This is a genomic window from Zoogloea sp. 1C4, from assembly GCF_009469605.1.
Taxonomy (GTDB): domain Bacteria; phylum Pseudomonadota; class Gammaproteobacteria; order Burkholderiales; family Rhodocyclaceae; genus Zoogloea; species Zoogloea oryzae.
In genome coordinates, this window is the sequence record NZ_SSXU01000004.1 from 79,249 (window position 1) to 104,526 (window position 25,278).

The following is a 25,278-nucleotide window of genomic DNA, read 5'->3' on the forward strand; positions in this document are numbered from 1 at the left end:
AGTGCTCCTCAGGCGCGGTCGGCCACGCGTTCGCCAAGCAGGCCGGTGGGCCGGAAGATCAGCACGATGCCGAGGATGATGAAGGCGAAGATGTCCTGGTAGCTGGAGTTGAGGAAGCCGAAGCTCATGTCCTCGATGTAGCCGGCGCCGATGGATTCCACCAGCCCCAGCACGATGCCGCCCAGCATCGCCCCGGCCAGGTTGCCGATACCGCCCAGCACCGCCGCGGTGAAGGCCTTGAGGCCGGGCATGAAGCCCATCGCATAGTGGGCGATGCCGTAGTTGGACGAGTACATCACCCCGGCCACAGCGGCCAGCGCCGAGCCGATCACGAAGGTGGCGGCGATGATCTTGTTGGTGTCGACGCCCATCAGGCTGGCGACCCGGTGGTTCTCGGCGGTGGCGCGCATGGCGCGGCCGAGGCGCGTCTTGTTGACCAGCAGCACCAGCCCGATCATCAGCACCGCCGACACCACCAGGATGACGATCTGCACCGGGGTGATGAACACGCCGGCCACCGGCTCGATGGGCGTGGTGGAAACCAGCTGCGGGAAGGTGTGGTAGTTGCGGCCCCAGATGATCATCGCGAGGGTCTGGAGGAGGAAGGAGACGCCGATGGCGGTGATCAGCGGAGCCAGCCGCGGCGCGTTGCGCAGGCGACGGTAGGCGGTGCGCTCGATGGTGTAGCCGAGGATCATGCACACCACGACGGAGACGCCGAGGCCGGCGAGTAGCGTGGGCACCAGGCCGAGCTCCGGGTAGTGGGTCTGGAGCAGGCTGATGGCTTCAAGGGCGACAAGCGCGCCGACCATCAGCACGTCGCCGTGGGCGAAGTTGATGAGCCCGAGGATGCCGTAGACCATCGTGTAGCCGAGGGCGATCAGCGCATACACGCTGCCGACCACGAGGCCGTTCACGGTTTGTTGGAGGAGGGTTTCCATGGATGACGCAACCCGGAGAGGGTGGAGAAGCGGGAGGGCGATTGTAGTCCGGCGGCCATCAGGCGATGCCGCCGGGCCGGAGCGCGCCGAGGCCGCTCCGGCAGGGGGCAGGTCTTACTGCACCGGCTCCCACTTGCCGCCCTTGAACTGATAGACGGTGACGGCGCCGTCCTTGATGTCGCCCTTGGCGTCGAAAGCGACGGTGCCGATCACGCCGGGGAAGTTGACCTTGCCGATGGCCGGAGCGTATTTGGCCGGGTCGGACGAGTTGGCGGCCTTCATGGCCTCGATGATCGCCGAGGCGGCGTCGTAGGCGTAGGGCGCGTAGATCTGCACGTCGGCGTTGAAGCGCTTCTTGAAGCGGGCGTTGAAATCCTTGCCGCCCGGCATCTTGTCCAGCGGCAGGCCCGGCTGGGTGCAATAGGCGTTGGGGCCGATCGCGTCGCCGGCCAGCTTGATGATCTCGCCGGTACAGCCGCCGTCGCCGGTGATGAACTTGGCGCCAATGCCCAGTTGCTTGATCTGCTTGAGCATCGGGCCGCCCTGGGTGTCCATGCCGCTGTAGACGATCACGTCCGGCGTCTTGCCCTTGATGCGGGTGAGGATGGCGAGGAAGTCGGTGGCCTTGTCGCTGGTGAATTCGCGGGTCACCACGGTGCCGCCGCTGGCCTTGACGGCCTTCTCGACCTCGTCGGCGAGGCCCTGGCCGTAGGCGGTGCGGTCGTCGATGATGGCGACCTTCTTGCCCAGGGTGGTGGCCGCGTACTTGCCGATGCCCAGGCCCTGCTGCACGTCGTTGGCGATGGTGCGGAAGGTGGACTTGAAGTTCTGCTGGGTGAGCCGGGGGTTGGTGGAGGCCGGCGAGACCTGCGGGACGCCGCCTTCGTTGTAGATGCGCGAGGCGGGGATGGAGGCGCCGGAGTTGAGGTGGCCGACCACGCCCTTCACGCCCGCATCCACCAGACGCTGGGCCACGGTGGTGGCGGTCTTCGGGTCGGCCGCGTCGTCTTCGGCCATCACTTCGAACTTCACCTTCTTGCCGCCCAGGGTCACGCCCTTGGCGTTGTATTCCTCGACGGCGAGGCGCACGCCGTTCTCGATGTCCTTGCCCAGGTGCGACTGGGTGCCGGTGAGCGGCGCGGCGGTGCCGAGCTTGACGACTTCCTGGGCCTGCACGGCGGATGCACCAAGACCGAGCACGGCAAGGGCGACAAGGGTGATTTTCATGCGGTTTTCTCCTCTGGAGGGTTCAGGCAAGGCGTTTCAAGCAAATTTGGCGCCACGCGCGCGGCGCCGTGTCGATCGTTTCGGCACCGGACGTCAGGGCCGGACTTCCCACTTGCCGGCATTGAACTGGTAGAGCGCCACGCCGCCTTCACGCACGTCGCCGTTGGCGTCGAAGGCGATGTTGCCGGTGACGCCCTTGAAGGCCACCTTCTGCATCAGCGGCAGGTATTTGGCGGGCTCGGCCGAGTTGGCGAGCTTCATGGCCTCGATGAGGGCGCTGGCGGCGTCGTAGCTGTAGGGCGCATAGAGCTGCACCGGCACGTTGAAGCGCTTGGTGAAGCGCTCGTTGAAGGCCTTGCCGGCGGGCATCTTGTCCATCGGGATGCCGGCCTGGGTGCAATACACGTCGGGGCTCATCGCCGCGCCGGCGATCTTGATCATCTCGGCGGTGCACGCCCCGTCGCCGCCCAGATACTTGGCGGTGATGCCCAGCTGCTTCATCTGCTTGAGGAGCGGCGCGCCCTGGGCGTCCATGCCGCCGTAGAAGATGGCGTCGGGCTTGGCGGCCTTGAGCTTGGTGAGGATGGCCGCGAAGTCGGTGGCCTTGTCGTTGGTGAATTCACGCCCCACCGGCTTCACGCCGCGCTGCTTGAGGCTGTCCACCAGCGCGTCGGCGAGGCCCTGGCCGTAGGCGGTGCGGTCGTCGATCACCGCGATGCGCTCGGCCTTCAGCACATCAACGGCAAAGCGGGCCATCGCGTTGCCCTGCTGGAGATCGTTGGCGATGACCCGGTAGGTGGTCTTGAAGCCCTGGCGGGTCAGCTTGGGGGTGGTGGACGATGGCGTCACCGACGGCACGCCGCCCTGTTCGTAGATGCGCGAGGCGGGGATTGCGGCGCCGGAGGTCACGTGGCCGACCACACCCTTCACGCCGGCATCCACCAGACGCTGGGCGACGGTGGTGGCGGTGCGCGGATCGGCCTGGTCGTCCTCGGCCATCAGCTCGAACCGGGCTTTCTGGCCGCCGAGGGTCACCCCCTTCGCGTTGGCATCCTCCAGCGCCAGCTGGGCGCCGAACTGCTCGTCCTTGCCCACATGGGAAATGGGGCCGGTGAGGGGGCCGGCAAAACCGATCTTCACCACCACGTCGGCGAGCGCCGCGGTGCTCGCGACCATCGTCACGCCGGCCACGGCCAGCATCGTCACGGAGCGTTTCACCTGTTCATCCTCCACAAAGGGTGTTCATGCCAGAATGGGCTGATTGTAACCAAGCCCGGCCATTTTGGCGGGTTGCCGCCACCTCGATACCGCTGGAGACCCTCCGATGCGTAAACTGCTGTCTTTCCTTCTTGGCGCCCTGGCCCTCGTGGGGCTCGCGGGCTGCGACGCGGTCAACATGAAAGACCTCAAACCCGGCGTTTCCACCGGCTACGACGTGCGCGACAAGTTCGGCACGCCCGGCATCGAATGGCGGAACAACGACGGCAGCGTGACCTGGGAATACACCCGCCAGCCCCAGGGCACCGAATGCTTCATGATCACCGTGGGGCCAGACAACCTCCTGCGCAGCATCGAGAACGTGCTCACCCCCGCCAACTTCGCCCGCATCCAGCCCGGCTGGACCAAGGATCAGGTTCGCCGCCTGCTGGGCAAGCCGCGCTCGGTGCAGAAGTTCGCCCTCAAGAAGGAAGAAGTGTGGGACTGGCGCCTGCCGCCGGAAATCAGCGTCGACGTCTTCTTCAACGTCCACTTCGACGAGGTCGGCGTGGTCACCGGCACCAGCCGCTCGACGGAACAAAAGAGCAGTTGAACCCGGGCAGGTGCTCCAGCGTGCACATGGCATGGAGCACCTGTTCAGATACTGGACACCCTGATGCACAGTTCGCGGCGCTGCAGCATTTTTCCGCCTTTCACCCAAGCGGCTGATAAACAAGACTTTTGACCGCATAGGCCGACTTGATTGCCTGCTGGCACGCGCCCTGCTGAATAGACGTCAACGCTGCACGAAGCGTTTTCGATCAAATTCAGGAGGAGACTTCCATGCTGTATGCACTGCCCGGTTCTGCTGACGCCAAGGTTCAATACAAGTCCCGCTACGACAACTTCATCGGCGGCAAGTGGGTTGCCCCGGTCAAGGGCGAGTACTTCGACGTCATCACCCCGATCACCGGCAAGCCCTACACCCAGGCCGCCCGCTCTGGCGCCGAAGACGTGGAACTGGCCCTGGACGCCGCCCACGCTGCCGCCGACAAGTTCGGCCGCACCCCGGCTGCCGAGCGTGCCAACCTCCTCCTGAAGATCGCCGACCGCCTCGAAGCCAACATCGAGAAGCTCGCCTACGCCGAGACCGTCGATAACGGCAAGGCCATCCGCGAAACCCTGAACGCCGACATCCCCCTGGCCGTCGACCACTTCCGCTACTTCGCCGGCTGCCTGCGCGCCCAGGAAGGTGGCATCTCCGAGATCGACGAGAACACCGTCGCCTACCACTTCCACGAGCCCCTGGGCGTCGTCGGCCAGATCATCCCCTGGAACTTCCCGATCCTGATGGCCGCCTGGAAGCTGGCCCCCGCCATCGGCGCCGGCAACTGCGTGGTCCTGAAGCCCGCCGAATCCACCCCGATCTCGATCCTGATCCTGACCGAGCTGATCGCCGACCTGCTGCCGCCGGGCGTGCTGAACATCGTCAATGGCTACGGCCGTGAAGCCGGCATGCCGCTGGCCACCAGCCGCCGTATCGCCAAGATCGCCTTCACCGGCTCCACCGCCACCGGCCGCGTGATCGCCCAGGCCGCCGCCACCAGCCTGATCCCCGCCACCCTCGAGCTGGGCGGCAAGTCCCCCAACATCTTCTTCGAGGACATCATGGCGGCCGACGACGCCTTCCTCGACAAGGCTGTCGAAGGCATGGTGCTGTTCGCCTTCAACCAGGGCGAAGTGTGCACCTGCCCGTCCCGTGCCCTGATCCAGGAATCGATCTACGACCGCTTCATGGAAAAGGTCATGGCCCGCGTCAAGGCCATCAAGCAGCTCAGCCCCCTCGACACCGACAGCATGATGGGCGCCCAGGCTTCCCAGGATCAGCTCAACAAGATCATGGCCTACATGGAAATCGGTCGTCAGGAAGGCGCCCAGTGCCTGACCGGCGGCGACCGCACCCACATGGACGGCGATCTGGCCGGCGGCTACTACATCCAGCCGACCCTGTTCAAGGGCCACAACAAGATGCGCGTCTTCCAGGAAGAGATCTTCGGGCCGGTGCTGGCCGTGACCACCTTCAAGGACGAAGCCGAAGCCCTCGAGATCGCCAACGACACCCCGTACGGCCTCGGCGCCGGCGTGTGGAGCCGTGACGGCAGCCGCGCCTACCGCATGGGCCGCAACATCAAGGCCGGCCGCGTGTGGACCAACTGCTACCACGCCTACCCGGCCCACGCCACCTTCGGCGGCTACAAGGAATCCGGCATCGGTCGCGAAACCCACAAGATGATGCTCGACCACTACCAGCAGACCAAGAACCTGCTGGTCAGCTACAGCCCGAACGCCCTCGGCTTCTTCTGATGTGTTTGTGTCGTCCCTGTTGTAAGTAAGGCAAGGTGTTGCGGGGCGGGAGGAATCCCGTCCCGCTTTTTTCTTGGAGGAGCCCCATGACACCGAGAATCATTGCCACCGACGCCGCCCTCGCCTTCATCAACGAGCTGCGCGGCGAGTTCGGCCCCCTGATGTTCGTGCTCTCCGGCGGCTGCTGCGACGGCAGCGTGCCCAACTGCTACAAGCTCGGCGAGGTCATCCCCGGCCAGACCATGCTCCTGCTCGGCGAAGTGGGCGGCGCCCCCTTCTACCTGGGCCACCAGGAGTTCGCCTACTACGGTTCGTCCCAGCTCACCCTCGACGTGCAGCCCGGCGGCGGCGGGGATTTCTCCCTCGACTGCGGCAAGGGGCGTGCCTTCGTCACCCGCTCGCGGCTGTTCAGCGACGAGGAGCTTGCCGCCGCGGCACCGGTTTCGGGCGGATAAACCACGCCCGACGTTGCCCGGCGCCCGCTTCGCGTATATCTTTTTATATAGACAACCTAAAGCTGCAGCGATTGGCTGACGTAACAAACGTCGAGCCCGGCCGTTGCAATCCGAAGGTCGGCTCGTCCGCGACCATCCCGGCGCGGGCAACACTCCAGCCCCGGCGGAACTCGACGATGGCAACCCTTCTCTGGCTTCAGACTGGCGCCTGCAGTGGCGACACCATGTCGCTCCTGAACGCCGACAGCCCATCGGTCGAGAGCCTTGTCCGTGGCGGCAGCCTCGACATCCTGTGGCACCCGTCCCTCAGCGCCAAGCCGGCCGGCGCCCTGGGCGAGCTGATCGCCGCCATCGAGGCCGGCACCCAGCCCCTCGACATCCTGTGCGTCGAAGGCAGCATGATCACCGGCCCCTACGGCACCGGCATGTTCGACAGCTACCGGGGTCGCGCCAAGATCGACATCACCCGCGCGCTGGCCGCGCGGGCGCGCCACGTGGTGGCGGTGGGAACCTGCTCGGCCTTCGGCGGCATCCCCGCCGCGCCGCCCAACCCCACCGACTGCACCGGCCTGCAGTTCGACCGCGAACAGCCCGGCGGAATGCTCCCGCCCGAATGGCGATCTGCGTCGGGCAACCCGGTCATCAACCTGGCCGGCTGCCCGGTGCATCCCAACACCATCACCCGCAGCCTCGCACTGCTGGCCCAGGACCAGCCCCTCGAGCTGGATTTCCTCAACCGCCCGCGCGCCTTTTTCAACAGCACGGTGCACCAGGGCTGCACCCGCAACGAATACCACGAGTACGACATCGAGGAAAAAGACTTCGGCGGCCGCGGCTGCCTGTTCTTCAACCTCGGCTGCCAGGGCCCCAACACCCTCGCCAACTGCAACAGTGATCTATGGAACCGGCGCAGCAGCAAGACCCGCGCCGGCGTGCCCTGCTTCGGCTGCACCTCACCGGGCTTCCCGCGGGATGGCGACCTGTTCCGCACCGAAAAGATCGGCGCCGTGCCGGTGGCCCTGCCCCTGGGCGTCTCCCGCGCCCACTACATGGCCTACAAGAACCTCGCCCACGCCGCTGCGCCGCTGCGCATCAAGAACCGGGACATGGAGACCTGACCCCACCATGGCCCGCACCACCCTCAACGTCGATCTCAACCGCGTCGAAGGCGACCTGGAGTTCCAGGTGGACCTGGACGGCAACCGCATCGTCGACGCCCGCTGCGTCGGCACCCTGTTCCGCGGCTTCGAGCAGCTCCTGATCGGCCGCGCGCCCAAGGACGGCCTCGTCATCACCCCACGGGTGTGCGGCATCTGCGGCACGGCCCACCTGTACACCGCGGCCCTCGCGCTGGAGCGCCTCGCCCAGCTGCCCGTGCCGCCCCAGGCCACGCTGATCCGCAACCTGTGCCTGATGGCCGAGAACATCCAGAGCGACCTGCGCCAGAGCTTCCTGTTCTTCACGCCGGATTTCATCCACCCCCGCTACGCCGGCCAGCGCCTCTACCCGGACATCGAAGCCGCCTTCGCGCCCCTCAAGGGCAAGGTGGTGCGCTCCACCCTGGCGGTGTCCCGCAAGGTGGTCGAGCTGGTGGCGATCTTCGGCGGCCAGTGGCCCCACTCGTCGTACATGCTGCCGGGCGGCGTCACCCGCGGCGCCTCCGCCCGCGACCTGATCGACTGCCAGGACATCGTCGATCAGGCCATCGAGTGGTACGAGCAGGACGCCATCGGCGACAGCCTCGACAACTGGCTGGCCCTCGACAGCAGCGACGCCTTCTTCAGCTGGCTCGAAGCCGACGCCCACGCCGCCAGCGCCATCGGCCTCCTCACCCGCTTCGCCCGCGCCATCGGCCTGCAGAAGATCGGCGGCGGCGCCCGCCACTTCCTGTCGGCTGGCGCCTGGCACGACCCGCAGCGCTGGGCCCCGCCCTACACCGACGGCGCCACCCTGATGCCCGCCGGCATCTACCACGCCGACGGGGCCCGCCTCGAAGCCTTCGACCAGGCCCTCGTCAACGAGCACGTCCGCCACGCCTGGTATCGCCCCTACCCCGGCGGCCGCCACCCCTTTGCCGGCGAGACGGTGCCCGACTACCAGCCCGACACCGACCGTTACACCTGGGCCAAGGCCCCGCGTTACGGCGATCTGGTCGTCGAGACCGGTCCGCTGGCCGAGCTCCTCGCCGGCGGCGACGCCCTGGTGGCCAGCCTGCTCGCCCTCGAAGGCCCCAACACCTGGCTGCGCCAGTTCGCCCGCCTGCGCCGCACCGCCCACACCCTGCACTGGATGAAGCACCATCTGGCCGAGCTTGCCGGCCTGATCGGCACGCCCCACTACCTGCCGCCCCCCGCCGACGCCTTCCAGCATGGCGAAGGCTACGGCTTCGTGCAGGCCGCCCGCGGCACCCTCGGCCACTGGCTGCAGATCGAAGACGGCCGCATCAGCCGCTACCAGATCGTCACCCCCACCGCCTGGAACGCCTCGCCGAAAGACAGCACCGGCCGCCACGGGCACTGGGAGGAGAGCGTGATCGGCGTCGAGCTGGCCGACCCGGCCGACCCGATCGAGATCGGCCACATCGTCCGCTCCCACGACCCGTGCCTGGTGTGCACGGTGCATTTCGTCGGCAGCGGGGAGCGCCATCGCTATGGCGTCTGACCTCCCCCGAGAGGGACGGGGCCTTGCGCCCCGCTCCATTCACGTCATCTGCTTCGGCAACGAGCTGCACGGCGACGACGGCTTCGGCCCCGCGGTGCACGCCCGCCTCGCCGCCTGGCCGCTCCCGGCCGGGGTGCGCCTGATGCGCGCCGACCTGGCCGGGCTGGCCGCCATCGGGTGCTTTGAGGGCTGCGCCGAAGCCATCATCGTCGACGCCGTCGCCGGCTTCGGCCCGCCGGGCTCGCTGCACGAACTCGACGCCGAAGGCTTCGCCGACGCCGCCGCCCGCGACGAAGCCCCGGCCGGCTTCCACGGCGCCGGGGTTGGCGGGCTGCTCCGGCTGCTGCCCGCCGCCCTCGACCACCTGCCGGCGATCCGTCTGGTGGGCGCCGAGGCCGGCCACATCGCGGCCTTCTCGCCGGGGCTGTCGGCCCCCGTGGCCGACGCGGTGGACGCCGCCGCCACCCGCATCCGGGCGCTGTGGTCATGACCCACACCGACGCCATCCCGATCCGCAACCTGCGCGAGGTCGTCGGCCGGCCGGACCGCCTGTGCGGCGTCGTCGCCCTGCCCGGGCACAACGCGCCGCTGCACATCCTGGTCGTCCAGCGCAACGATGGCTGGGTGGCGCTGCCCGCCGCCTGCCCCCACGAAGGCCACCGCCTCGACCACAGCCCCGAAGACAGCGACGGCCGCCTGATCTGCCCGGCCCACGGCCTGCAGATCGAGACCGCCGACGAGAACGCCATCCTCCAGGTGCGTCAGGTGGGCGACGACTTCTGCATCGTGACGACCGACAGCAGCGCCATCACGCACCCCACCCGGGGCGAGGTCGCCCGCCTGCGCATGGAGGTCGAAGCCCTCCGCCAGGCCAACGCCACCCTCGAACAGCAGATCACGGCCGTCACCGGCATGATGGACACCATGGTGGACGAGGTCAGCGCCAAGTCCCGCCTGCTCGAACAGCAGAGCGCCGAGCAGGTGCGCCTGAGCAGCTTCATCACCAACGTGATGGACACCATGGACAGTCTGCTGCTGGTAATCGACCGCTTCGGGCTCATCAGCCGCGCCAACGCCGCCGTCCGCCGCAGCCTGGGCATCAACCCGACCAAGCTCATCGGCGTCTCGCCCGACACCCTGCTCGCCGACGAGACCCTGGCCGGGCTGCGCGCAGCGTCCCCCAGCTTCGGCCCCGGCACGGTACTGTTCCGCACCATCCTGCAGCAGGGCAGCGTCGAGATGGAGACCTGCCTCGAGAGCCGGCTGCCCGGCATGGGCACGCGCCACTACATCCTGCGTGCCGCGCCCCTCCACGACCGCAGTGGCAAGCTCGAAGGCGTGGTCATCGTCGGTTCCGACATCACCACCCTGCGCCTGCGCGAGCAGGCCCTGAAGGACAGCGAGCAGCGCTTCCGCGACTACTCCGAAGTCTCATCCGACTGGTACTGGGAAACCGACGCCGACATGCGCTTCACCGGCTACATCGGCCGCGGCCCCGAGGGCCACACCATGATCGATCTGGTGCGCGGCCGCCGGCGCGAGGAGTTCGCCGCTCCGGAAGATCTGGCCGACACCGAAAAGTGGGCCCGCTTCCACGCCGCGATCGCCGCCCGGCAGGAGTTCCGTGATTTCGAGTACCGCGTCCACCACCCGGTGAAGCTCATCAGCTGGCTGAGCCTGTCCGGCCTGCCGGTCATCTCGCCGGAAGGCGAGTTCCTGGGCTATCGGGGCACCTCCAAGGACATCTCGGCGCGCAAGGCCATCGAGGCCGAGCTGCGCAGCCACCGGGACCACCTCTCCGAACTGGTCGCTGCCCAGACGGCCGATCTCGTCTCCGCCAAGGAAGCCGCCGAGCGGGCCAGCCAGCTCAAGAGCGAGTTCCTGGCCAACATGTCCCACGAGTTCCGCACCCCGCTCCACGGCATCATGTCCTACGCGCGGCTGGGCGAAACCCGCACCGGCCAGGTGCCCAACGAGAAGCTCATCAACTATTTCCAGCGCATCCACCAGAGCGGCTCGCGCCTCGCCGATCTGGTAAACGACCTCCTCGACCTGGCCAAGCTCGAAGCCCGCCGGATCAACTTTGCGCTGCACCCGGGCGACATTACGGTGGTCGTCGATCGGGTCCATGCCGATCTGGCGGCGCTGTTCAAGCAGCACGGGCTCAATTTCGCCATCGACCGCCAGACCCGCAACACCGTCGCCCGCATCGACCCCCAGCAACTCCACCACGCGGTGCAGAACCTGCTCTCCAACGCCATCAAGTTCTCGCCGCCGGGCGGCACCATCACCGTCACCTACCGGGATTGCATGCTCGGCAAGCGCGAGGCGGTCGCCTTCAGCGTGCGCGATCAGGGCGTCGGCATTCCGGTCGGCGAAGAGCAGCAGATCTTCGAGAAGTTCGTCCAGAGCAGCGCCACCAAGACCGGCGCCGGCGGCACCGGGCTCGGGCTGGCGATCACCAGCGAGATCGTCCGCGGCCACGAGGGCAGCATCAACGCCCGCAACCACCCGGACGGCGGCGCGGTGTTCGAGATCCGCATCCCGCGCAGCGCCGAATAAGCCCGGCGCTACTCCGGCACGTACACCAGCCCGCCGTCGGGCATCCGGTAGGCGCTGCCGGCGCGCACCCCGCCCGCCGCCGACTGGCTCGCCCCGTCGCCGCGGAAGTGCTCGATCTTCCGGCCCTCCTTCACCACCACCTCCATGCCCGGCGTGCCCGGGTTGCGCACCACCGTCACCCGCTCGTCGGTGAAGGGGTTGAGCGGGTTCTTCGCCACCGCCAGCAACAGCGCCGCGATGAGCACCAGAAACACGTCGATCAGGTTCACCACCGACAGCAGCGGGTCGTCCCCGTCGGCATCCTCCGTCAGCCGGCGCCGCAGGCCGCTCATCGCGCCACCTCGGCGGCCATGGCGGACGGGCGCAACGCCAGATCGCCCTTCTCGATGGCCAGCAGGTCGTCGGCATACCAGCGCCGGCGCACGTGGCCGACCCAGTAGGTCAGCGCCGCCGCGATCAACGCCAGGATCACCGCCGAGAAGGCCACCGTCAGGCTGCGCGACACGTCACCCAGATCGCCCTCACCCAGCGCCTTGAGGGCCGGGCCCATGGGGATCATCGTCGCCACCAGCCCCAGCATCGGCGCCATCCGGGTGGCGATGCGCACCAGCTCCAGCCGGGCCACGGCGATGGACTCCAGCTCGGCCGGCTGCAGGCGCGGGTCAGCCCGGCGGGCCAGGGCCAGCTCGAAGCCCGCCGCCACGCCCGCCCGGCGCTGGACCATCTGCCACAGAAAGGCGCCCAGCGCGTAGAAGGCGTACAGGAAGAGCAAGCCGATGGCGGCCAGCACCGGGATCAGGAACAGCTGGCTGGCCTCGTACATCAGGCCGTCGATGGAAGGGGGCATGGTTCAGGCTCCGGAAAGGACAGGGGAAGGGGCGACGCGCCGGCCCCGCAGGGCCTGGCCGAGGGCGCCGGCGGCAAAGGCGGCGAGCAGCACCGCCAGCAGGCCGGCGGCGGGTTGCGATGGGGCGGGCACGGCGGGCGAAGCCACCGGCTCGAGGCGCAGGCCGGCGGGTAGAGGCGGCGGGGCCGGATCGACGACAGGCCGGGCTTGGTCAGGCGCATCCGCCGGCGGCAGCGCTGGCGCGGCAACGGGGGGCAAGGCCGGCGTCTGGCTGAGCCGACGGGCCAGCGGCGCCGCCGGGCCCATGCGCTCCACCGGCCGCGCGGCCTGCTCCTGCAGTTCGCCCGGCAAGGGGCTGGCTTGCACCGGCGGCGGCACGCCCACGCCGCGGGTCGAGCCGTCCCGGTCGCCCACGTGGTAGCCGGTACGCAGGAATTCGATGGCGTCGGGGTTGCCCTCCGCCGCAGCGGCCTCGAACCACCGGCGGGCTGCGGCCTCGTCCTTCGGCACGCCCTTGCCCTCGTGGAGGGCGCTGGCGTAGTGGAGCTTGCCCAGCACCGCGTAGGGCGAATCGCCGGATTCGGCTGCGCGACGCATCAGCTCGGCCGCGCCGGCCAGATCGCGGGGGATTTCGGCGCCGTCCTGGAGCATCAGCGCCTTCCAGATCATTGCGCCGATGTAGCCGGCGGCGATGCAGCGGTCGAAGATCTTCATCGCCGTCGCGTGGTCGCCGCACTTCTCAAACAGGTAGCCCTTGCTGCACACCATCAGGCTGGCGGGCTGGTCGGCGAGGTATTCCAGGGTCTGGTCGCCCACCACATGGGCGAGGTCGGTGGGCTCGCCGGTCTGAGGCACCGGGCCGCCGCAGAACAGGTTGCCCGCCGCGGCCGCCGCGCCAGAGGCACACATCAGGGCCACAACAGCGGCCCTCTTCAGATCGAGCATGGTGGTTTCCGTCGGTTGCGGACAGGGCCACCGGGCACCCGTCTCCCGACCCACTCTAGGGCCGCGCCGGCGGGCGGTCTGCGGCATCCTGCCCTGGATCAAACGGGCAATTTGCCCGACCCCGGCCGCCCGCCAAGAACGGGCGCAATGCCCGGCGCCCGGCGGGCAGATTGACCTCGGCGAGCCCGCACCGAGCGGGGTTTACTGGCAGCCGCCAACCGGCCATACCCTCACCCCAGGAGACCCCATGCCCCACGCCTTCGACACCGACGCCATCCGCTGGCAGCCCTTCGGCGACTTTCCCCACTTTGCGTATTCGATCCTGCAGGTGGACCTGCCGCGCCGCATCGCCGACGTGCTGTTCCGCTTCGACGCCGGCCAGCAGATCGTCCTGCACCGCCACAAGGCCCTCAACCACACCTTCGTGATCCGCGGCGAGCACCGGCTCTACGAGATGGACGGCCGCCTGCGCGAGGTGCGCCCCACCGGCAGCTACACCGTCTCGCCCGCCAGCGAAGCGCCCCACCGGGAAGGCGGCGGCGCGGAGGACGCGATCGTGCTGTTCAGCATGCGGCCGCTGCCGGGCGAGATCCTCTACGAGATCCTCGACGACGCCGGCCAGACCATCGCCGAGCTGACGCTGGAAACCCTGCAGGCGCTGTTCGAGGCCCAGCAGGCCGCCGAGGCCGCGCCCGCCTGAACCGCCTCAGATCAGCCCGAGGCGCAGCGCCAGCCGGGTCAGCTCGATGTCGCTGCGCACGCCCAGCTTGCTCTTGATCTGGTAGTGGCAGTTCTGCACCGTCTTGGCCGAGATCGACAGGCGCGTGCCGATCTCCTCCGGCCCCAGCCCATCGAGCAAGAGGCGCAGGATCTCGAACTCCCGCGGGGCCAGCTCGGCGAGCGGCTCCCGCGGGCGGTCGATGAGGGCCAGGGCCAGCTCCGGCGCGATGTCCGGGCTGATCACCTGACGTCGCGCTGCCACCTGATACACCGCGTTCACCAGCACCTCGGGCGGGCTGCTCTTGGTCACGTAGCCCAGCGCGCCGGCCCGCAGGGCCTGGGTGGCGAAGAGCGGCTCCCGGTGCATCGAGAACACCAGGATGCGGGCGCCGGCGTCCCGCTGGAGCAGACGCCGGATCAGCTCGACCCCGCCCATGTCGGGCAGGCTCAGGTCGAGCACCACCACGTCGGGCCCGTGGATGCGGAAGCAGTCCATCGCCTCCCGGGCGGTGGCCGCCTCGGCCACGATGGCCAGATCGGGCCGGGTTTCCAGCAGGCGGCGGTAGCCCTCGCGCACCACCGCGTGGTCGTCCACCAGCAGCAGGCGGGTCTGTTCAAGCATCATCGTGCTCCGTGACCAGCAGCGCCTCGGGCGGAAAATCCGCCCGCACCCGCATGCCGCGGGGCGCCAGGGGTTCGAGGGCGAAGCGCCCGCCGAGGGCTTCGACGCGCTCGCGCATGCCCAGCACGCCCAGGCCGCTGCCCGGGCTGGGCGGGGCGTCGCCGTCGCCATCGTCCTCCACCCGCAGCCGGCAGCCGGCGCCGTCGCGCTCAAGGCTCACCGCCACCCGGCCGGGCGTGCCGTGGCGCAGGGCGTTGGTGAGGCTCTCCTGCACGATGCGGTACAGGCTCACGGTCAGATCAGCGGGCAGCGCGTCGATCTCGCCTTCCACCACCAGCGCAAAATCGCAGCCGGGCTGACGCCGCCGCCAGCCGGCCACCAGCTGATCCAGCGCGGCAGCGAGGCCGAACTCCTCCAGCCCCACCGGCCGCAGCTGGTGCAGGATGCCCTGCAGGCTCTCCATCATGTGGCCGGTCACCGCAGACACCGCCCGGGCCGCTGGCAGCAGCGTGGGGTCGGTCGATTCGGCCCGCGCGGCGATGAAGGCCGCCTCGGCCCCCACCGACGCCAGGCACTGGCCGAACTCGTCGTGCAGCTCGCGGGCCAGCCGGCGGCGCTCCTCCTCGCGCACCGCCAGCAGGCGCTGGGCCAGCTGGCGCTGGGCGGCGAGGGTCTTCTGGAGCTGCTCGGCCAGGTGGTCGAAGCCGGCGGCGATGCGGCGCAGCTCGATCAGCCGCGGGCGCGGCATCCGCGCCGACAGGTCGCCGGCCTCCATCCGCCCGAGCACCGCCAGGATCTGGTCCGCCGGCCGCAGCGCGCGGCGCACCGGGCGGTAGATCAGCAGGTTGAGGAGCAGGATCGCCAGGCTCATGCCCAGCACGGTGCGGATCTGCACCCACGCGGCGTGGCCCTCGCTGTCCAGATCCGGCGTGACGACGAACTCGCCCACCTTGACGCCCGGGTACTGGCCGATCACCCCGCGATAGGCGAGCTCCGGGCCAATCAAGCGCTCCAGCAGCCAGCGCACCGGGGCCGGCGCCGCGCCGTCTTCGTGGAAGCAGCGATTCACCACCGGACGTTTGTAAAGGTCTTCCACCGCCACGCAGATGCCCAGCAGCGGGCCGATGCCATCCAGCGTCGAGAGGGTCAGGCCGTCCAGGCTGCGCCGGAAGGCGTCACGCAGCTGGTCGGCCTCGCCGGCGATCAGCCGCTCGACGGTGACGCCGGAGCGGGAGATATGGCCCCGGATGCGCTCCCGCGTCTGGTGGAGCACCACCACCGTGGCCAGCACGCCGATGGCCAGCGCAAAGAGGCTCACCCGCAGGAGCAGGTGGTGCTTGAGATCCACCGCGGCCGGGGCGGCGGGCGGTGCGGGCGGGCGATCAGTCATGCAGGCAGAAGGGGGATGAGGACAAAGCCCCGCCACAGGCGGCAGGGCGCGGTGCGCCCCGCAGATTACCCCATCCTCGCCGGGCAATTTGCCCGCAGCGCCACGGCCGCGCGGAGCTGCCGTGGCGTGACTGCGCTCAGCGGCGGCGCAGCAGGCCGCCCACGCCCAGCGCGCCCAGCAGTAGCGCCAGGCTGCCGGGCTCCGGCGCCTCATGCACCGAGAAGGCGGTGGCGTCGGGGCTGGAGAAGTTGAGCGCAAACGGGTCGCCGTTGTACAGCGACACGCCGGCCAGATGGAAGGTGGCCTTGTCGTCGGCCAGACACAGCCAGCCGTTGTCGCGGTTGGTGCCAGGATCGCCGCAGCGCACGCCCACGGTGTAGGAGACGAAGGGATCGATGTTCAGCAGAAAGTCGTTGTCGAAAGTTTTCACCAGCTTGATGTCGGTGAAATCAAAGCTCCAGTCGCCCCGTGACGGCAGGAACAACCCGACTTCGAGCGGTGTGCCGTTTACATCGAAATAGACATTTTCCGACACGACCGAGCCGTGCTTGCTGGTCGCCTTGAGCACCGCGGAAACCGCCAGCGGAGCGAATTTCAGGTTCTCCTGGATCTTCAGGTCCACCCCGGCCTTCACGGTGCCGATGCCGATGTTGGCGCCCACGCCGGGCGAGGCAAAGGTCATCACGTCACTGGCGGAGGTGACCTGATCGAGGGCTGGCCCGGTAGCCAGCATGCCGCTGAGGGAATAATTGGCACAGATGATGCATACATCTCCGCCCAGAGCGTGGGCGATCACGTTGATGCGGGCCCCGATTGCAGACGTGAGCGACTGCCCGGCCGTACCGCTGAAGGCAAAGGTGCCGCGCCACATCTCGCTGTCGCCACCCACCCAGTCCATGTACGAACCGCTGATGGTGCCGGCGTAGGCGCCGGAGATCGTGCCGGTGCTGGCCGACACCGCGTACGAGATGCCCAGCCCTTCCGAGCCGAACATGCGCGACGAACTGAAGCTCGCCGACGAACCGCCGGGCCCCCAGAAGCTCTGGGTGGCCGCGTTGAAGAGGAGATTCTGGCTGTAGCTGACGACGGTGGCGTGGGCAGCCGGCGTGAAGGCAGCGCCGGCCAGCAGCGCGGCTGCCGTCCAGGATTTGAAAGACATGGTGAGACCCCCTGAAGCGTGTTGTTTTATCGACATGACAGGCCGCGACGCAAGCGCAGCCTGCGAAGCCCAGCCTATCCGACAAAAGGTTCCAGATCAGTTACACCCGGCTACCATCCGCCCCGGGCGGAACAAAGCCCCGGGCGCGCCAGTCCGACCCGCAGACTTCAAATAACAATCATTCCCCCAACACGATCATGCCGACCCTCGAAACCCTGCCCTTCGACAACGCCTTCGCCCGGCTGCCGGACGCCTTCTACACCCGGCTGCCGCCCACCCCGTTGCCCGATCCCTACCTCGTCGCCGCCAGCCCCGCCGCCGCCGCGCTGATCCAGCTCGACCCCGCCGAGTTCGCCCGGCCCGAGTTTGCCCACGTCTTTGCCGGCAACCAGCTGCTGCCGGGCAGCGAGCCCCTTGCCGCGGTGTATTCCGGCCACCAGTTCGGGATGTGGGCCGGCCAGCTGGGCGACGGCCGCGCCCACCTGCTAGGCGAAGTCGCCGGCGCAGGCAGCGGCTGGGAGATCCAGCTGAAGGGCGCCGGCCAGACACCCTACTCGCGCTTCGCCGACGGCCGCGCGGTGCTGCGCTCGAGCATCCGCGAGTTCCTGTGCTCCGAGGCGATGGCCGCGCTGGGCATCCCCACCACCCGCGCCCTGTGCGTGGTGGGCTCCAACGAGCCGGTGCGCCGCGAGACCATCGAGACCGCCGCGGTGGTCACCCGCCTCGCGCCGAGCTTCATCCGCTTCGGCTCCTTCGAGCACTGGGCCGCCCGCAAGCGCACCGACGAACTCCGCCAGCTGGCCGACTACGTGATCGACCGCTTCCGCCCCGAATGCCGCGACGCCGCCAACCCCTACGCCGCGCTGCTGGCCGATGTGGCCCGGCGCACCGCCAGCCTGATGGCCCAGTGGCAGACCGTGGGCTTCATGCACGGGGTGATGAACACCGACAACATGTCCATCCTCGGCCTCACCCTCGACTACGGCCCCTTCGGCTTCATGGACGCTTTCGACGCCGGCCACATCTGCAACCACTCCGACGACCACGGCCGCTACAGCTACCGCGCCCAGCCCCAGATCGGCCACTGGAACCTCTACGCCCTGGGCCACGCCCTGTCGTCGCTGGTGGGCGAGCGGGCCGACGTGCAGGCCGCCATCGAGGACAACTACACCACCACCTTCGAGGCCACCTTCATGGCCCGGGTGCGTGCCAAGCTGGGCTTTGCCGATGCGTTGCCCGGCGACGAGGATTTCGTCGGCGAGACCTTCGGCCTGCTCCAGCGCCTGCGCATCGACTTCACCCAGTTCTTCCGCTTCCTGTCGGCCCTGCCGGCCGAGGTGGACGACGCCCACCGCGCCGCCACCGACGCCCCGCTGCGCGACATCGTGGTCGACCGCTTCGCGCTGGACGCGTGGATCGACCTGTGGCGCGCGCGACTCAAGGCCGAAGGCCGGCCCGACGCCGAACGCCAGGCCGCCATGCGCGCCGTCAATCCCAAGTACGTGCTGCGCAACTGGATCGCCGAATCCGCCATCCGCGCCGCCCAGGCGGGGGATTTCAGCGAGACGGCCACGGTGCTCGCCTGCCTGTCGAAACCCTTCGACGAGCAGCCCGAGTTCGAGCGCTTCGCCGCCCCGCCGCCGGATTGGGCGGGGAGCCTGTCGGTGAGCTGTTCGAGCTGAACCCGGGCCTCGGCGCAGGCGGCCGGCCGACGGCCAGGCGGGGCTCGGATCGAGGACGGAGCAAAGCTGCACGAATCGTCAAATTTCGTGTCAGATTTGAACCTGCCGTGCCGTAAAGTCCTGCTGGCCCCACCGGAGTCCGTCCATGCCCTTTTCGCCGCCGGCCCACATTGCGTCGGCCCTTTTCGTTCACAGCCCGGAGGCTCTCGTCTGCTGCCGCCGGGACGGCGAGATCGTTGCCGTCAATAAGGCAGCGTGCCGGCTGGTCGGCTACGGGACGGACGGCCTCCTGGGGCACAACTTCGCCGGGCTGTGCGAGACGCAGCCCCTGCCCGGATTCGACACCGCCGCCGCAGCCGACCACTGGCAGGGCGATTTCCACTGCCGGCGGGCCAACGGCCACACCTTCATCGCCGAATTCCATGCCAGCGCCTTCCAGACCGACGCCGAGGGGCTGTGGATCTGCCTCGCCCTGCGCGACATCACCGGGCAGCGCCTCGCCGAGCAGCGGCTGCGCGCCAGCGACGACCGCCATGCCCGCGTGCTCGAAGGCAGCAACCAGGGTTTCTGGGAATGGAACCTCAAGACCGGACTCTTCGAGGTCAGCGCCCGCTTCGAGTCGATGCTCGGCTTCGCGGTGGGCGAGCGCAACCTGTCGGTGGAAGAATGGCCCAAGCTCGTCCACCCGGACGACTATGCGGCCGCCACGGCATCCATCGAGCGCCATCTCCACGGCCACGCGCCCTTTCATGAAGTCGAGCTGCGCTGCATCACCAAGGACGGTAGCTGGAAGTGGGTCCTGACCAAGGGCCGCGTCGTCGAGTGGGACACCGATGGCTCGCCGCTGCTGATGGCCGGCACCCACTCGGACATCTCGGAACGCAAGCTCGTCGAGGCCGAGCTGGACCAGCATCGCAACCACCTTGAAGAGCTGGTGCGCCAGGGCAGCGCCGAGATCGACATGCTCTACAACCAGGCGCCCTGCGGCTACCACTCCGTCGACACCCGCGGCCAGTTCGTCGCCATCAACGACACCGAACTGCGGATGCTCGGCTACAGCCGCGACGAGGTGGTGGGCAAGCTCAACATCCGCGACGTGCTGGCCCCTTACGAAATCGCCCGCTTCGAGCGGCAGTTTGTGGAGTTCCTCCAGACCGGGCGGATCACCGACGTGGAGTTCGACGTCCTGCGCAAGGATCGCAGCGTGCTGCCGGTGCGGGTCAGCGCCGAACTGATCCGCGCCCCTGGCAGCAGTCTCGCCTTCAGCAGCACGACGATGACCGACAACCGCGAGCGCAAGGCGATGGACGCCCGCATCGCCGCGCTCCACACCGAACTGGAGCGGCGCGCCATCGACGCCGAGGCCGCCAGCCGCGCCAAGAGCGCCTTCCTGGCCAACATGAGCCACGAAATCCGCACCCCGCTCAACGCCATCATCGGCATCACCCACCTGCTCCACCGCACCCCGCTCGACGCCCGTCAGGCGGCCCAGCTCGACAAGATCGACGCCGCCGGCCACCACCTGCTGCAGGTCATCAACGACATCCTCGACATCTCCAAGATCGAGGCAGACCGGCTCCAGCTCGAGCAGATCCCGCTGAACCCCACCGCGCTGCTCAATGAAGCCGCCGCGCTGGTGGGAAACCGCGCGGCCGAGAAAGCCCTGCGCCTCGTCGTGGAATCCCCGCCGGCACCGCCGTACCTCGTCGGCGACCCGACGCGCCTGCGCCAGGCGCTGCTCAACTACGCCAGCAACGCGATCAAGTTCACCGAACGGGGCACGGTCACCCTGCGCCTGTCCATCGCCGACGAAAGCACCGACGATGCGCTGCTGCGCTTTGAGGTGGAGGACACCGGCCCCGGGATCACGCCGGCGGTGCTGGCCAGCCTGTTCTCCACCTTCGCGCAGGGCGACAACTCCACCACCCGCAAGCACGGCGGCACCGGCCTCGGTCTCGTCATCGCGCGCCGCCTGGCCCAGCTGATGGGGGGCGACGCCGGCGCCACATCGACGCCTGGTGTAGGCAGCGTATTCTGGTTCACCGCCCGGCTGGACAAGGCGTCCGGCCCGATGGCGGCCCCCGACCCCGAAGCCGACAACCTGGAGGCGCTGCTGGTGGGCGCCCTTCACGGGGCGCGCGTGCTGCTTGCCGAGGATGAGCCGGTGAATCAGGAAATCGCCCGCGAACTGCTGGGCGAACTGGGGCTGTCGGTCGATGTCGCCAACAATGGCGCCGAGGCCGTGGCGATGGCCTCACAGGGCGGCTATGCGCTGATCCTGATGGACATCCAGATGCCGCACACGGACGGCCTCGCGGCCACCCGCGAGATCCGCGCGACACCCTGGGGCCGCGACGTGCCGATCATCGCAATGACCGCCAACGCCTTCTCGGAGGATCGCCAGCGCTGCACCGCGGCCGGGATGAACGACTTCCTCTCCAAGCCCGTCGAACCGACGCTGCTCTACGCCACGGTGATCCGCTGGCTGCGCCAGCACTGAAACCGGCGCTCAGAACACCCAGCCGCCGTGGCTCCCTGCCACGGCGCCGACCACCACGATCAGGCTGACGGTCAGCAGCACCACATGCACGCGCTGGATGCGCGCCATCGTGCCCAGCGGGTCGCGCCGGGCGTGGGCCTGAAAGAGCTTGTGAAGCACGAAGGGCTCCAGCACGAAGAGCATCAGCGCGAAGATCGTCCACACCGCCACCATCCCGTGCATCCACCACCAGCCGGCGAAGTCGGCAAAGCGGCTCCAGGCATCCAGCCGCCACACCAGCCACAGGCCCGATGCGCCCGCCAGCAGCACGCTCCAGCGGGCGATGGCGGCGAAGCGGTGCTCCAGGCGCTCGAAGAGCTCCAGCTGGCTGGCCGCCTCGGCCTGGGCCCGGCAAGCGGGGATCAGCACCATCGTCACAAAGGCCACGCCGCCAATCCACAGCAGCACCGCCAGCACGTGCAGCGCCCGGGCGATGGCAAAGTCGTTGAAGCCAGTCACTGGGATTTCCTCTCCGGTTTCGGTGCGGCAAACGCCGCCTCGTTGTGACGCGCCGCCTCGCCCGCCACCCACTGCAGCAGCGGGCCGCGGGGGTTGTCCTGCTGGGTGGTCTCGCAGGCGCTCACGCACTGGGCGCACTGGGTGCAGGTGAACATCGTGCGCTTGATGTTGCGCGGCTTGAGGCGCATCGGGCAGACGTGATCGCAGGCGCTGTAGCAGCTGGCGCAGTCGGCCGCCCGGTCGCGCTCGAAGCCGACCACCATCGCCTCCCGGTTACCCATCCACGCCAGGCTCTGGAACATCCCCACCGCGCAGGCGTAGCGGCAGAACAGGTGGCGGGCGAACAGGAACTCCGCCGACAGCACCACGGTGCCGGCGGTGATGAAGATGAACTCGTTGCGCGTCGGCGTGCCGGCCAGCAGGTGGCCATACACCTGGAAGGGCGGCAGCAGGTAGGTGAGCAGCACCACCGCCCACACGAAGGCAAAGCCCACCGCCAGCGGCACGGTGATGAACCACCAGCGGCTGTCGTAGCGCACCGGGCGGCCATCGGGCTCGCGGGGCGGGAGCTGGCGCGACTCCCACACGCTGGGCTTGCCGGTGGCCCGGCGCATGTAGGCGTTGATCGTCTCGACCACCGAGAAATGCGGGCACAGCCAGCCGCAGTACAGCCGCCCCCACTTCCACGACACCCAGATCAGCACCCCGCCGGCGACGAGGATGGGCAGCAGCACCCGGCCGATCACCCGCCCCACGGCGCCCAAAGCGTCGATGCGCCCGGCGGAGAAATCCTCCAGCCCGGCGTGCCATTCAAAGCCCAGCAGCCAGGCGTGGCCGGCTACAAGGTCGTAGCGCAGCAGGTTGAACACCGGCGCCAGGACGAACAGCACGAAGAACCCGGCCTGGGCCCAGCGCCGCAGCCGCTGACGGCCACCGTCGGGCGGCGCGGCGGCGGTGCCGACCAACTTGATGGGGATCACCCGCGCGTTCATGCCTTCGGCCCGATAAGCGGAAAGCGGAAGGGCTTGCCCGCCAGCGCCTTGGCGAGTCCGATGGCGCCGCAGAAGATCAGCGAGGAATGGCAGGTGGTGAAATACAGGATCACGATGATCCAGGTGTGGGGTGAGTCGTAGCCACCCGCCAGGATGATGGCGGCGTTGGCGATCACCAGCAGCGCGCCGGCCCACAGGCTGGCCGCCACCGTCTGGCGCAGGTGGTTGCGGGCCAGTTCCGGCGCCCGCTGGCGCTCCCGGAACCACAGCACCAGCAGCGCCACGAAGGCGATGCCCGGGATGATCATCAGGTTGGCCAGGTAAAGCGCCTCCGCGGCGACGGCGATCTCGCGGCCGGGGGTGTTGAAATCAAGGCTGGGATCATCCATGGCAGGCCCAGCTTAGTGCGCGGCGGCCGGCGCGTAATTGATGCACCGCAAGACCGGCCAGCACGCCGGCGCTCAGATCACCTCGAGCAGCTTGCCGCGCAGGTGCTCGGCCTCGCGGCGGCCGTCGCGGGAGCTGACGATGGCGTAGTACCACTCGTCGAAGAGGGCGCGCAGGTCGGCCTGGTTGCGGGCGGCCTCGATGCGATCCTGGAGGGAGCTCGTGCCCAGGGCGCCGACGAAGGCGTTGAGGGTGTTGAGCATGAAGTTGCGGGCCTTCTGCAGGCGCACCGGATCGTCGCCCGGCGGATGCAGCCGGAAGGTCGTCATCGACGGCATGGGGGCCGGTGCCTCGTGGGCCCGTCCGCCAGGCCCGGCCACGCCGGCCATCTCGATGTAGCCCTCTTCTTCGAGCAGGCCCAGGGTGTGCTGGAGGTCGTCGTACTGAAGCATGTCGCGCAGCTCGGCAACCGTGCGTTTGCCATCCACGAATATCAGCACCCGACGCACGCGCGGACTGAGCCCCCCGGCCCGGCTTGTGATCTCGGCGTGCCCACGCTCGGTCTTGGTAAAAATGACGGCCATGCTGTCTGTCTCCCCGTGTCCCGTGGTGCCGGGTGGTGATTGCTTTTTTCGGGACATTGTAACGATGTCATGCCGATGCGGGCAGCCGCCCATTCAGATTGTCGTCACCGGGCAGAACCGCCCGCCGGGCCGTATAGTCGGGGGGTCTTCCTCATCCTGCGAGCTGCTCATGCGTCCGATCCTCTGTCTGCCCTTGCTGCTTGTCGCCACGCTGGCTGCTGCGCCAGCCTCGGCCATCGACGTCGACCTGTCGATCCGCGCCCCAGGCGTGTCGCTCTACATCGGCGACCGCAACCGGGACGGCCGCTACTGGGACGGCGACCGCTGGCGCGACGCGGCCTGGTGGCAGGACAACTGCCATCGTTACGAGGGCCGCAAGAACTTCCGCGGCCGCTGCGAACCCCACCCGGGCCGCGGCAACGAAGGCCACTGCCCGCCGGGCCAGGCCAAGAAGGGCCGCTGCTAGACCGCCAGGGCCAGCCGCTCGGCGAGCCCCACCAGCTCGTCCGAGCGGGCAAGGCCGGTCACAAAGCGCCGGGGAATCCCCGACAGCCCCGCCTGGGCGCCCGCCAGCGCTCCGGCGAGCATCGCCCGGGCGAGGTTCTGCCCGCCGCCATTGACCGCGTGGAGCACCGTCGATTCAAAGTCGCCCGCAAAGCGCGCCGCCAGGTAATACGCCGCCGGAAACTGGTGATACACCGCGCAGGGCATGCCATACACCAGCGAGGCCTTCCACGCGGGCTCGATGCGCACGCCGGGGTCGAGCGCAGCGCGGGCGATGTTGGACGGGCCCAGCAGCGCGTCCGGCGACGGGAAGCGCCCCAGGGTGGGGGCTTCGGCGCCGGTCGGGGCCTGCAGGTTGCCGCTGGTCACCGCATGAAAGGGCAGCTCGCCGGATTTGACTCGCGCCATCAGCTTGCCCGACAGCTCGCCGTCGAGGGTGTGGCCTTCCACCAGCATCCCGAGCACCGCGCCGAAGGCGACGGTCATCGCCAGCACCGTGCCGTCGGTCTGGGTGAGCGCCGTGTTGCGGGTGACCGCCGACGCCAGTTCGGCCGGCTGGCGGGCGTAGCGCACCGCGATGGCGAGGATGCGCTCGGCGGCTTCGGTGGTGTCGGCGTTGCCGCCGCAGGCGCCCCACGGCTGGCCATCGACAACGCGCTTGCGCCAGGCTTCGCGGATCGACTGGCTGGTGTAGCCGCCGGGGCCGGCCATAGGCGTGCCGTCGATCTGCGGAAAGAATTCGGTGTCGAGGCGCTGGCAGAAATCCGCCTCGTCGTAGCCGCCGCGCTCCACCAGCGAGCGCAGGGTGAGCTCCAGCAGGATGCCGGCCTGGGACGGGTCGCCGGCCTTGAGTCCGGCGTGGTAGCGGCCGGGTTTCGGGTCGGTGTAGCCGGTGATCCACTCCCCGTAGTCGGCGCGCAGCTCGTCGAGGTTGTAATACCAGTGGGGCCCGAGGGCGAGGGCATCGCCGATGAAGGCGCCCAGCAGGGCACCGGCGGCGCGGTCTTGGAGGCGGTCGGCGGGCATGGCGGTCTCCGGTTA

The 25,278-nt window shown here is 69.0% G+C and carries 25 protein-coding genes; 11 read left to right on the forward strand and 14 right to left on the reverse strand.

What is annotated here, in order from left to right:
* Positions 1-8: 8 nt before the first annotated feature.
* The 3 genes from GH681_RS06315 to GH681_RS06325 all read right to left on the reverse strand — a co-directional run bounded on the left by GH681_RS06315 (position 9) and on the right by GH681_RS06325 (position 3,368).
* Positions 9-941, reverse strand: coding sequence for a branched-chain amino acid ABC transporter permease (locus tag GH681_RS06315; RefSeq protein WP_153160593.1), 933 nt, complete (start codon positions 939-941; stop codon positions 9-11).
* A 114-nt stretch (positions 942-1,055) separates the two neighbouring features.
* Positions 1,056-2,168: a branched-chain amino acid ABC transporter substrate-binding protein gene (locus GH681_RS06320; protein ID WP_153160594.1), complete on the reverse strand. Its 1,113-nt coding sequence runs from the start codon at positions 2,166-2,168 to the stop codon at positions 1,056-1,058.
* 93 nt (positions 2,169-2,261) lie between these two features.
* On the reverse strand, positions 2,262-3,368 hold the full coding sequence (locus GH681_RS06325) for a branched-chain amino acid ABC transporter substrate-binding protein (protein WP_153160835.1): 1,107 nt from the start codon (positions 3,366-3,368) through the stop codon (positions 2,262-2,264).
* A gap of 124 nt (positions 3,369-3,492) precedes the next feature.
* On the opposite strand from GH681_RS06325, the gene bamE reads away from it, so the two are divergent.
* The 7 genes from bamE (at position 3,493) to GH681_RS06360 (ending at position 11,407) form a co-directional block, all read left to right on the forward strand.
* Complete coding sequence (gene bamE / locus GH681_RS06330) at positions 3,493-3,978, forward strand: outer membrane protein assembly factor BamE (protein WP_153160595.1); 486 nt, start codon at positions 3,493-3,495, stop codon at positions 3,976-3,978.
* Between the two features lie 230 nt (positions 3,979-4,208).
* Positions 4,209-5,729 (forward strand): aldehyde dehydrogenase family protein, encoded by a 1,521-nt coding sequence (locus GH681_RS06335; protein ID WP_153160596.1) that lies wholly within the window; start codon positions 4,209-4,211, stop codon positions 5,727-5,729.
* An 86-nt stretch (positions 5,730-5,815) separates the two neighbouring features.
* On the forward strand, positions 5,816-6,184 hold the full coding sequence (locus GH681_RS06340; RefSeq protein WP_153160597.1) for a DUF779 domain-containing protein: 369 nt from the start codon (positions 5,816-5,818) through the stop codon (positions 6,182-6,184).
* Between the two features lie 176 nt (positions 6,185-6,360).
* A complete protein-coding gene (locus tag GH681_RS06345) occupies positions 6,361-7,302 on the forward strand; it encodes an NADH:ubiquinone oxidoreductase (RefSeq protein ID WP_153160598.1) in 942 nt (313 codons plus the stop codon).
* Positions 7,303-7,309: 7 nt separating this feature from the next.
* Positions 7,310-8,845, forward strand: a complete 1,536-nt coding sequence (locus GH681_RS06350) for a nickel-dependent hydrogenase large subunit (protein ID WP_153160599.1) — start codon at positions 7,310-7,312, stop codon at positions 8,843-8,845.
* Complete coding sequence (locus GH681_RS06355; protein ID WP_153160600.1) at positions 8,835-9,335, forward strand: hydrogenase maturation protease; 501 nt, start codon at positions 8,835-8,837, stop codon at positions 9,333-9,335. Before GH681_RS06350 ends, GH681_RS06355 begins: the two co-directional genes overlap by 11 nt.
* The gene (locus tag GH681_RS06360) at positions 9,332-11,407 is read left to right on the forward strand and encodes an ATP-binding protein (protein WP_153160601.1); all 2,076 of its coding nucleotides are present in this window, start codon (positions 9,332-9,334) and stop codon (positions 11,405-11,407) included. The genes GH681_RS06355 and GH681_RS06360 overlap by 4 nt, the downstream gene beginning before the upstream one ends.
* Positions 11,408-11,415: 8 nt before the next feature.
* Here the strand turns inward: GH681_RS06360 and GH681_RS06365 are convergent, their stop codons facing one another.
* Genes GH681_RS06365 through GH681_RS06375 form a run of 3 tightly spaced genes read right to left on the reverse strand, consistent with a single transcriptional unit; the run spans position 11,416 to position 13,199 of the window.
* Complete coding sequence (locus tag GH681_RS06365; RefSeq protein WP_228111802.1) at positions 11,416-11,739, reverse strand: DUF2149 domain-containing protein; 324 nt, start codon at positions 11,737-11,739, stop codon at positions 11,416-11,418.
* Positions 11,736-12,254, reverse strand: coding sequence for a MotA/TolQ/ExbB proton channel family protein (locus GH681_RS06370; RefSeq protein WP_153160602.1), 519 nt, complete (start codon positions 12,252-12,254; stop codon positions 11,736-11,738). Before GH681_RS06370 ends, GH681_RS06365 begins: the two co-directional genes overlap by 4 nt.
* 3 nt (positions 12,255-12,257) lie before the next feature.
* Positions 12,258-13,199 (reverse strand): tetratricopeptide repeat protein, encoded by a 942-nt coding sequence (locus tag GH681_RS06375; protein ID WP_194271153.1) that lies wholly within the window; start codon positions 13,197-13,199, stop codon positions 12,258-12,260.
* Between the two features lie 247 nt (positions 13,200-13,446).
* On the opposite strand from GH681_RS06375, the gene GH681_RS06380 reads away from it, so the two are divergent.
* Positions 13,447-13,899 (forward strand): regulator, encoded by a 453-nt coding sequence (locus GH681_RS06380; RefSeq protein WP_153160604.1) that lies wholly within the window; start codon positions 13,447-13,449, stop codon positions 13,897-13,899.
* Between the two features lie 6 nt (positions 13,900-13,905).
* On the opposite strand, the gene GH681_RS06385 is transcribed toward GH681_RS06380, so the two are convergent.
* The 3 genes from GH681_RS06385 to GH681_RS06395 form a co-directional block, all read right to left on the reverse strand.
* The gene (locus tag GH681_RS06385; RefSeq protein ID WP_153160605.1) at positions 13,906-14,541 is read right to left on the reverse strand and encodes a response regulator transcription factor; all 636 of its coding nucleotides are present in this window, start codon (positions 14,539-14,541) and stop codon (positions 13,906-13,908) included.
* Complete coding sequence (locus GH681_RS06390; RefSeq protein ID WP_153160606.1) at positions 14,534-15,931, reverse strand: ATP-binding protein; 1,398 nt, start codon at positions 15,929-15,931, stop codon at positions 14,534-14,536. Before GH681_RS06390 ends, GH681_RS06385 begins: the two co-directional genes overlap by 8 nt.
* A gap of 136 nt (positions 15,932-16,067) precedes the next feature.
* Complete coding sequence (locus GH681_RS06395; RefSeq protein WP_194271154.1) at positions 16,068-17,090, reverse strand: PEP-CTERM sorting domain-containing protein; 1,023 nt, start codon at positions 17,088-17,090, stop codon at positions 16,068-16,070.
* Between the two features lie 197 nt (positions 17,091-17,287).
* Between GH681_RS06395 and GH681_RS06400 the strand changes: the two genes are divergently transcribed.
* The gene (locus GH681_RS06400) at positions 17,288-18,772 is read left to right on the forward strand and encodes a YdiU family protein (RefSeq protein WP_153160608.1); all 1,485 of its coding nucleotides are present in this window, start codon (positions 17,288-17,290) and stop codon (positions 18,770-18,772) included.
* A 145-nt stretch (positions 18,773-18,917) separates the two neighbouring features.
* Positions 18,918-21,272, forward strand: coding sequence for a PAS domain S-box protein (locus GH681_RS06405; protein WP_153160609.1), 2,355 nt, complete (start codon positions 18,918-18,920; stop codon positions 21,270-21,272).
* Positions 21,273-21,281: 9 nt separating this feature from the next.
* Here the strand turns inward: GH681_RS06405 and GH681_RS06410 are convergent, their stop codons facing one another.
* The 4 genes from GH681_RS06410 to GH681_RS06425 form a co-directional block, all read right to left on the reverse strand.
* Positions 21,282-21,770, reverse strand: a complete 489-nt coding sequence (locus GH681_RS06410; protein ID WP_153160610.1) for a hypothetical protein — start codon at positions 21,768-21,770, stop codon at positions 21,282-21,284.
* On the reverse strand, positions 21,767-22,762 hold the full coding sequence (locus GH681_RS06415) for a 4Fe-4S binding protein (protein ID WP_153160611.1): 996 nt from the start codon (positions 22,760-22,762) through the stop codon (positions 21,767-21,769). The genes GH681_RS06410 and GH681_RS06415 overlap by 4 nt, the downstream gene beginning before the upstream one ends.
* Positions 22,759-23,151 (reverse strand): hypothetical protein, encoded by a 393-nt coding sequence (locus GH681_RS06420; protein ID WP_153160612.1) that lies wholly within the window; start codon positions 23,149-23,151, stop codon positions 22,759-22,761. The genes GH681_RS06415 and GH681_RS06420 overlap by 4 nt, the downstream gene beginning before the upstream one ends.
* A gap of 72 nt (positions 23,152-23,223) precedes the next feature.
* Positions 23,224-23,733 (reverse strand): hypothetical protein, encoded by a 510-nt coding sequence (locus tag GH681_RS06425; RefSeq protein WP_153160613.1) that lies wholly within the window; start codon positions 23,731-23,733, stop codon positions 23,224-23,226.
* A gap of 169 nt (positions 23,734-23,902) precedes the next feature.
* Between GH681_RS06425 and GH681_RS06430 the strand changes: the two genes are divergently transcribed.
* Positions 23,903-24,199 (forward strand): DUF2502 domain-containing protein, encoded by a 297-nt coding sequence (locus tag GH681_RS06430; protein ID WP_153160614.1) that lies wholly within the window; start codon positions 23,903-23,905, stop codon positions 24,197-24,199.
* On the opposite strand, the gene GH681_RS06435 is transcribed toward GH681_RS06430, so the two are convergent.
* Entirely contained in the window at positions 24,196-25,263 is a 1,068-nt protein-coding gene (locus GH681_RS06435; RefSeq protein WP_153160615.1) for an ADP-ribosylglycohydrolase family protein, read from the reverse strand. The genes GH681_RS06430 and GH681_RS06435 overlap by 4 nt on opposite strands.
* Positions 25,264-25,278 lie beyond the last annotated feature (15 nt).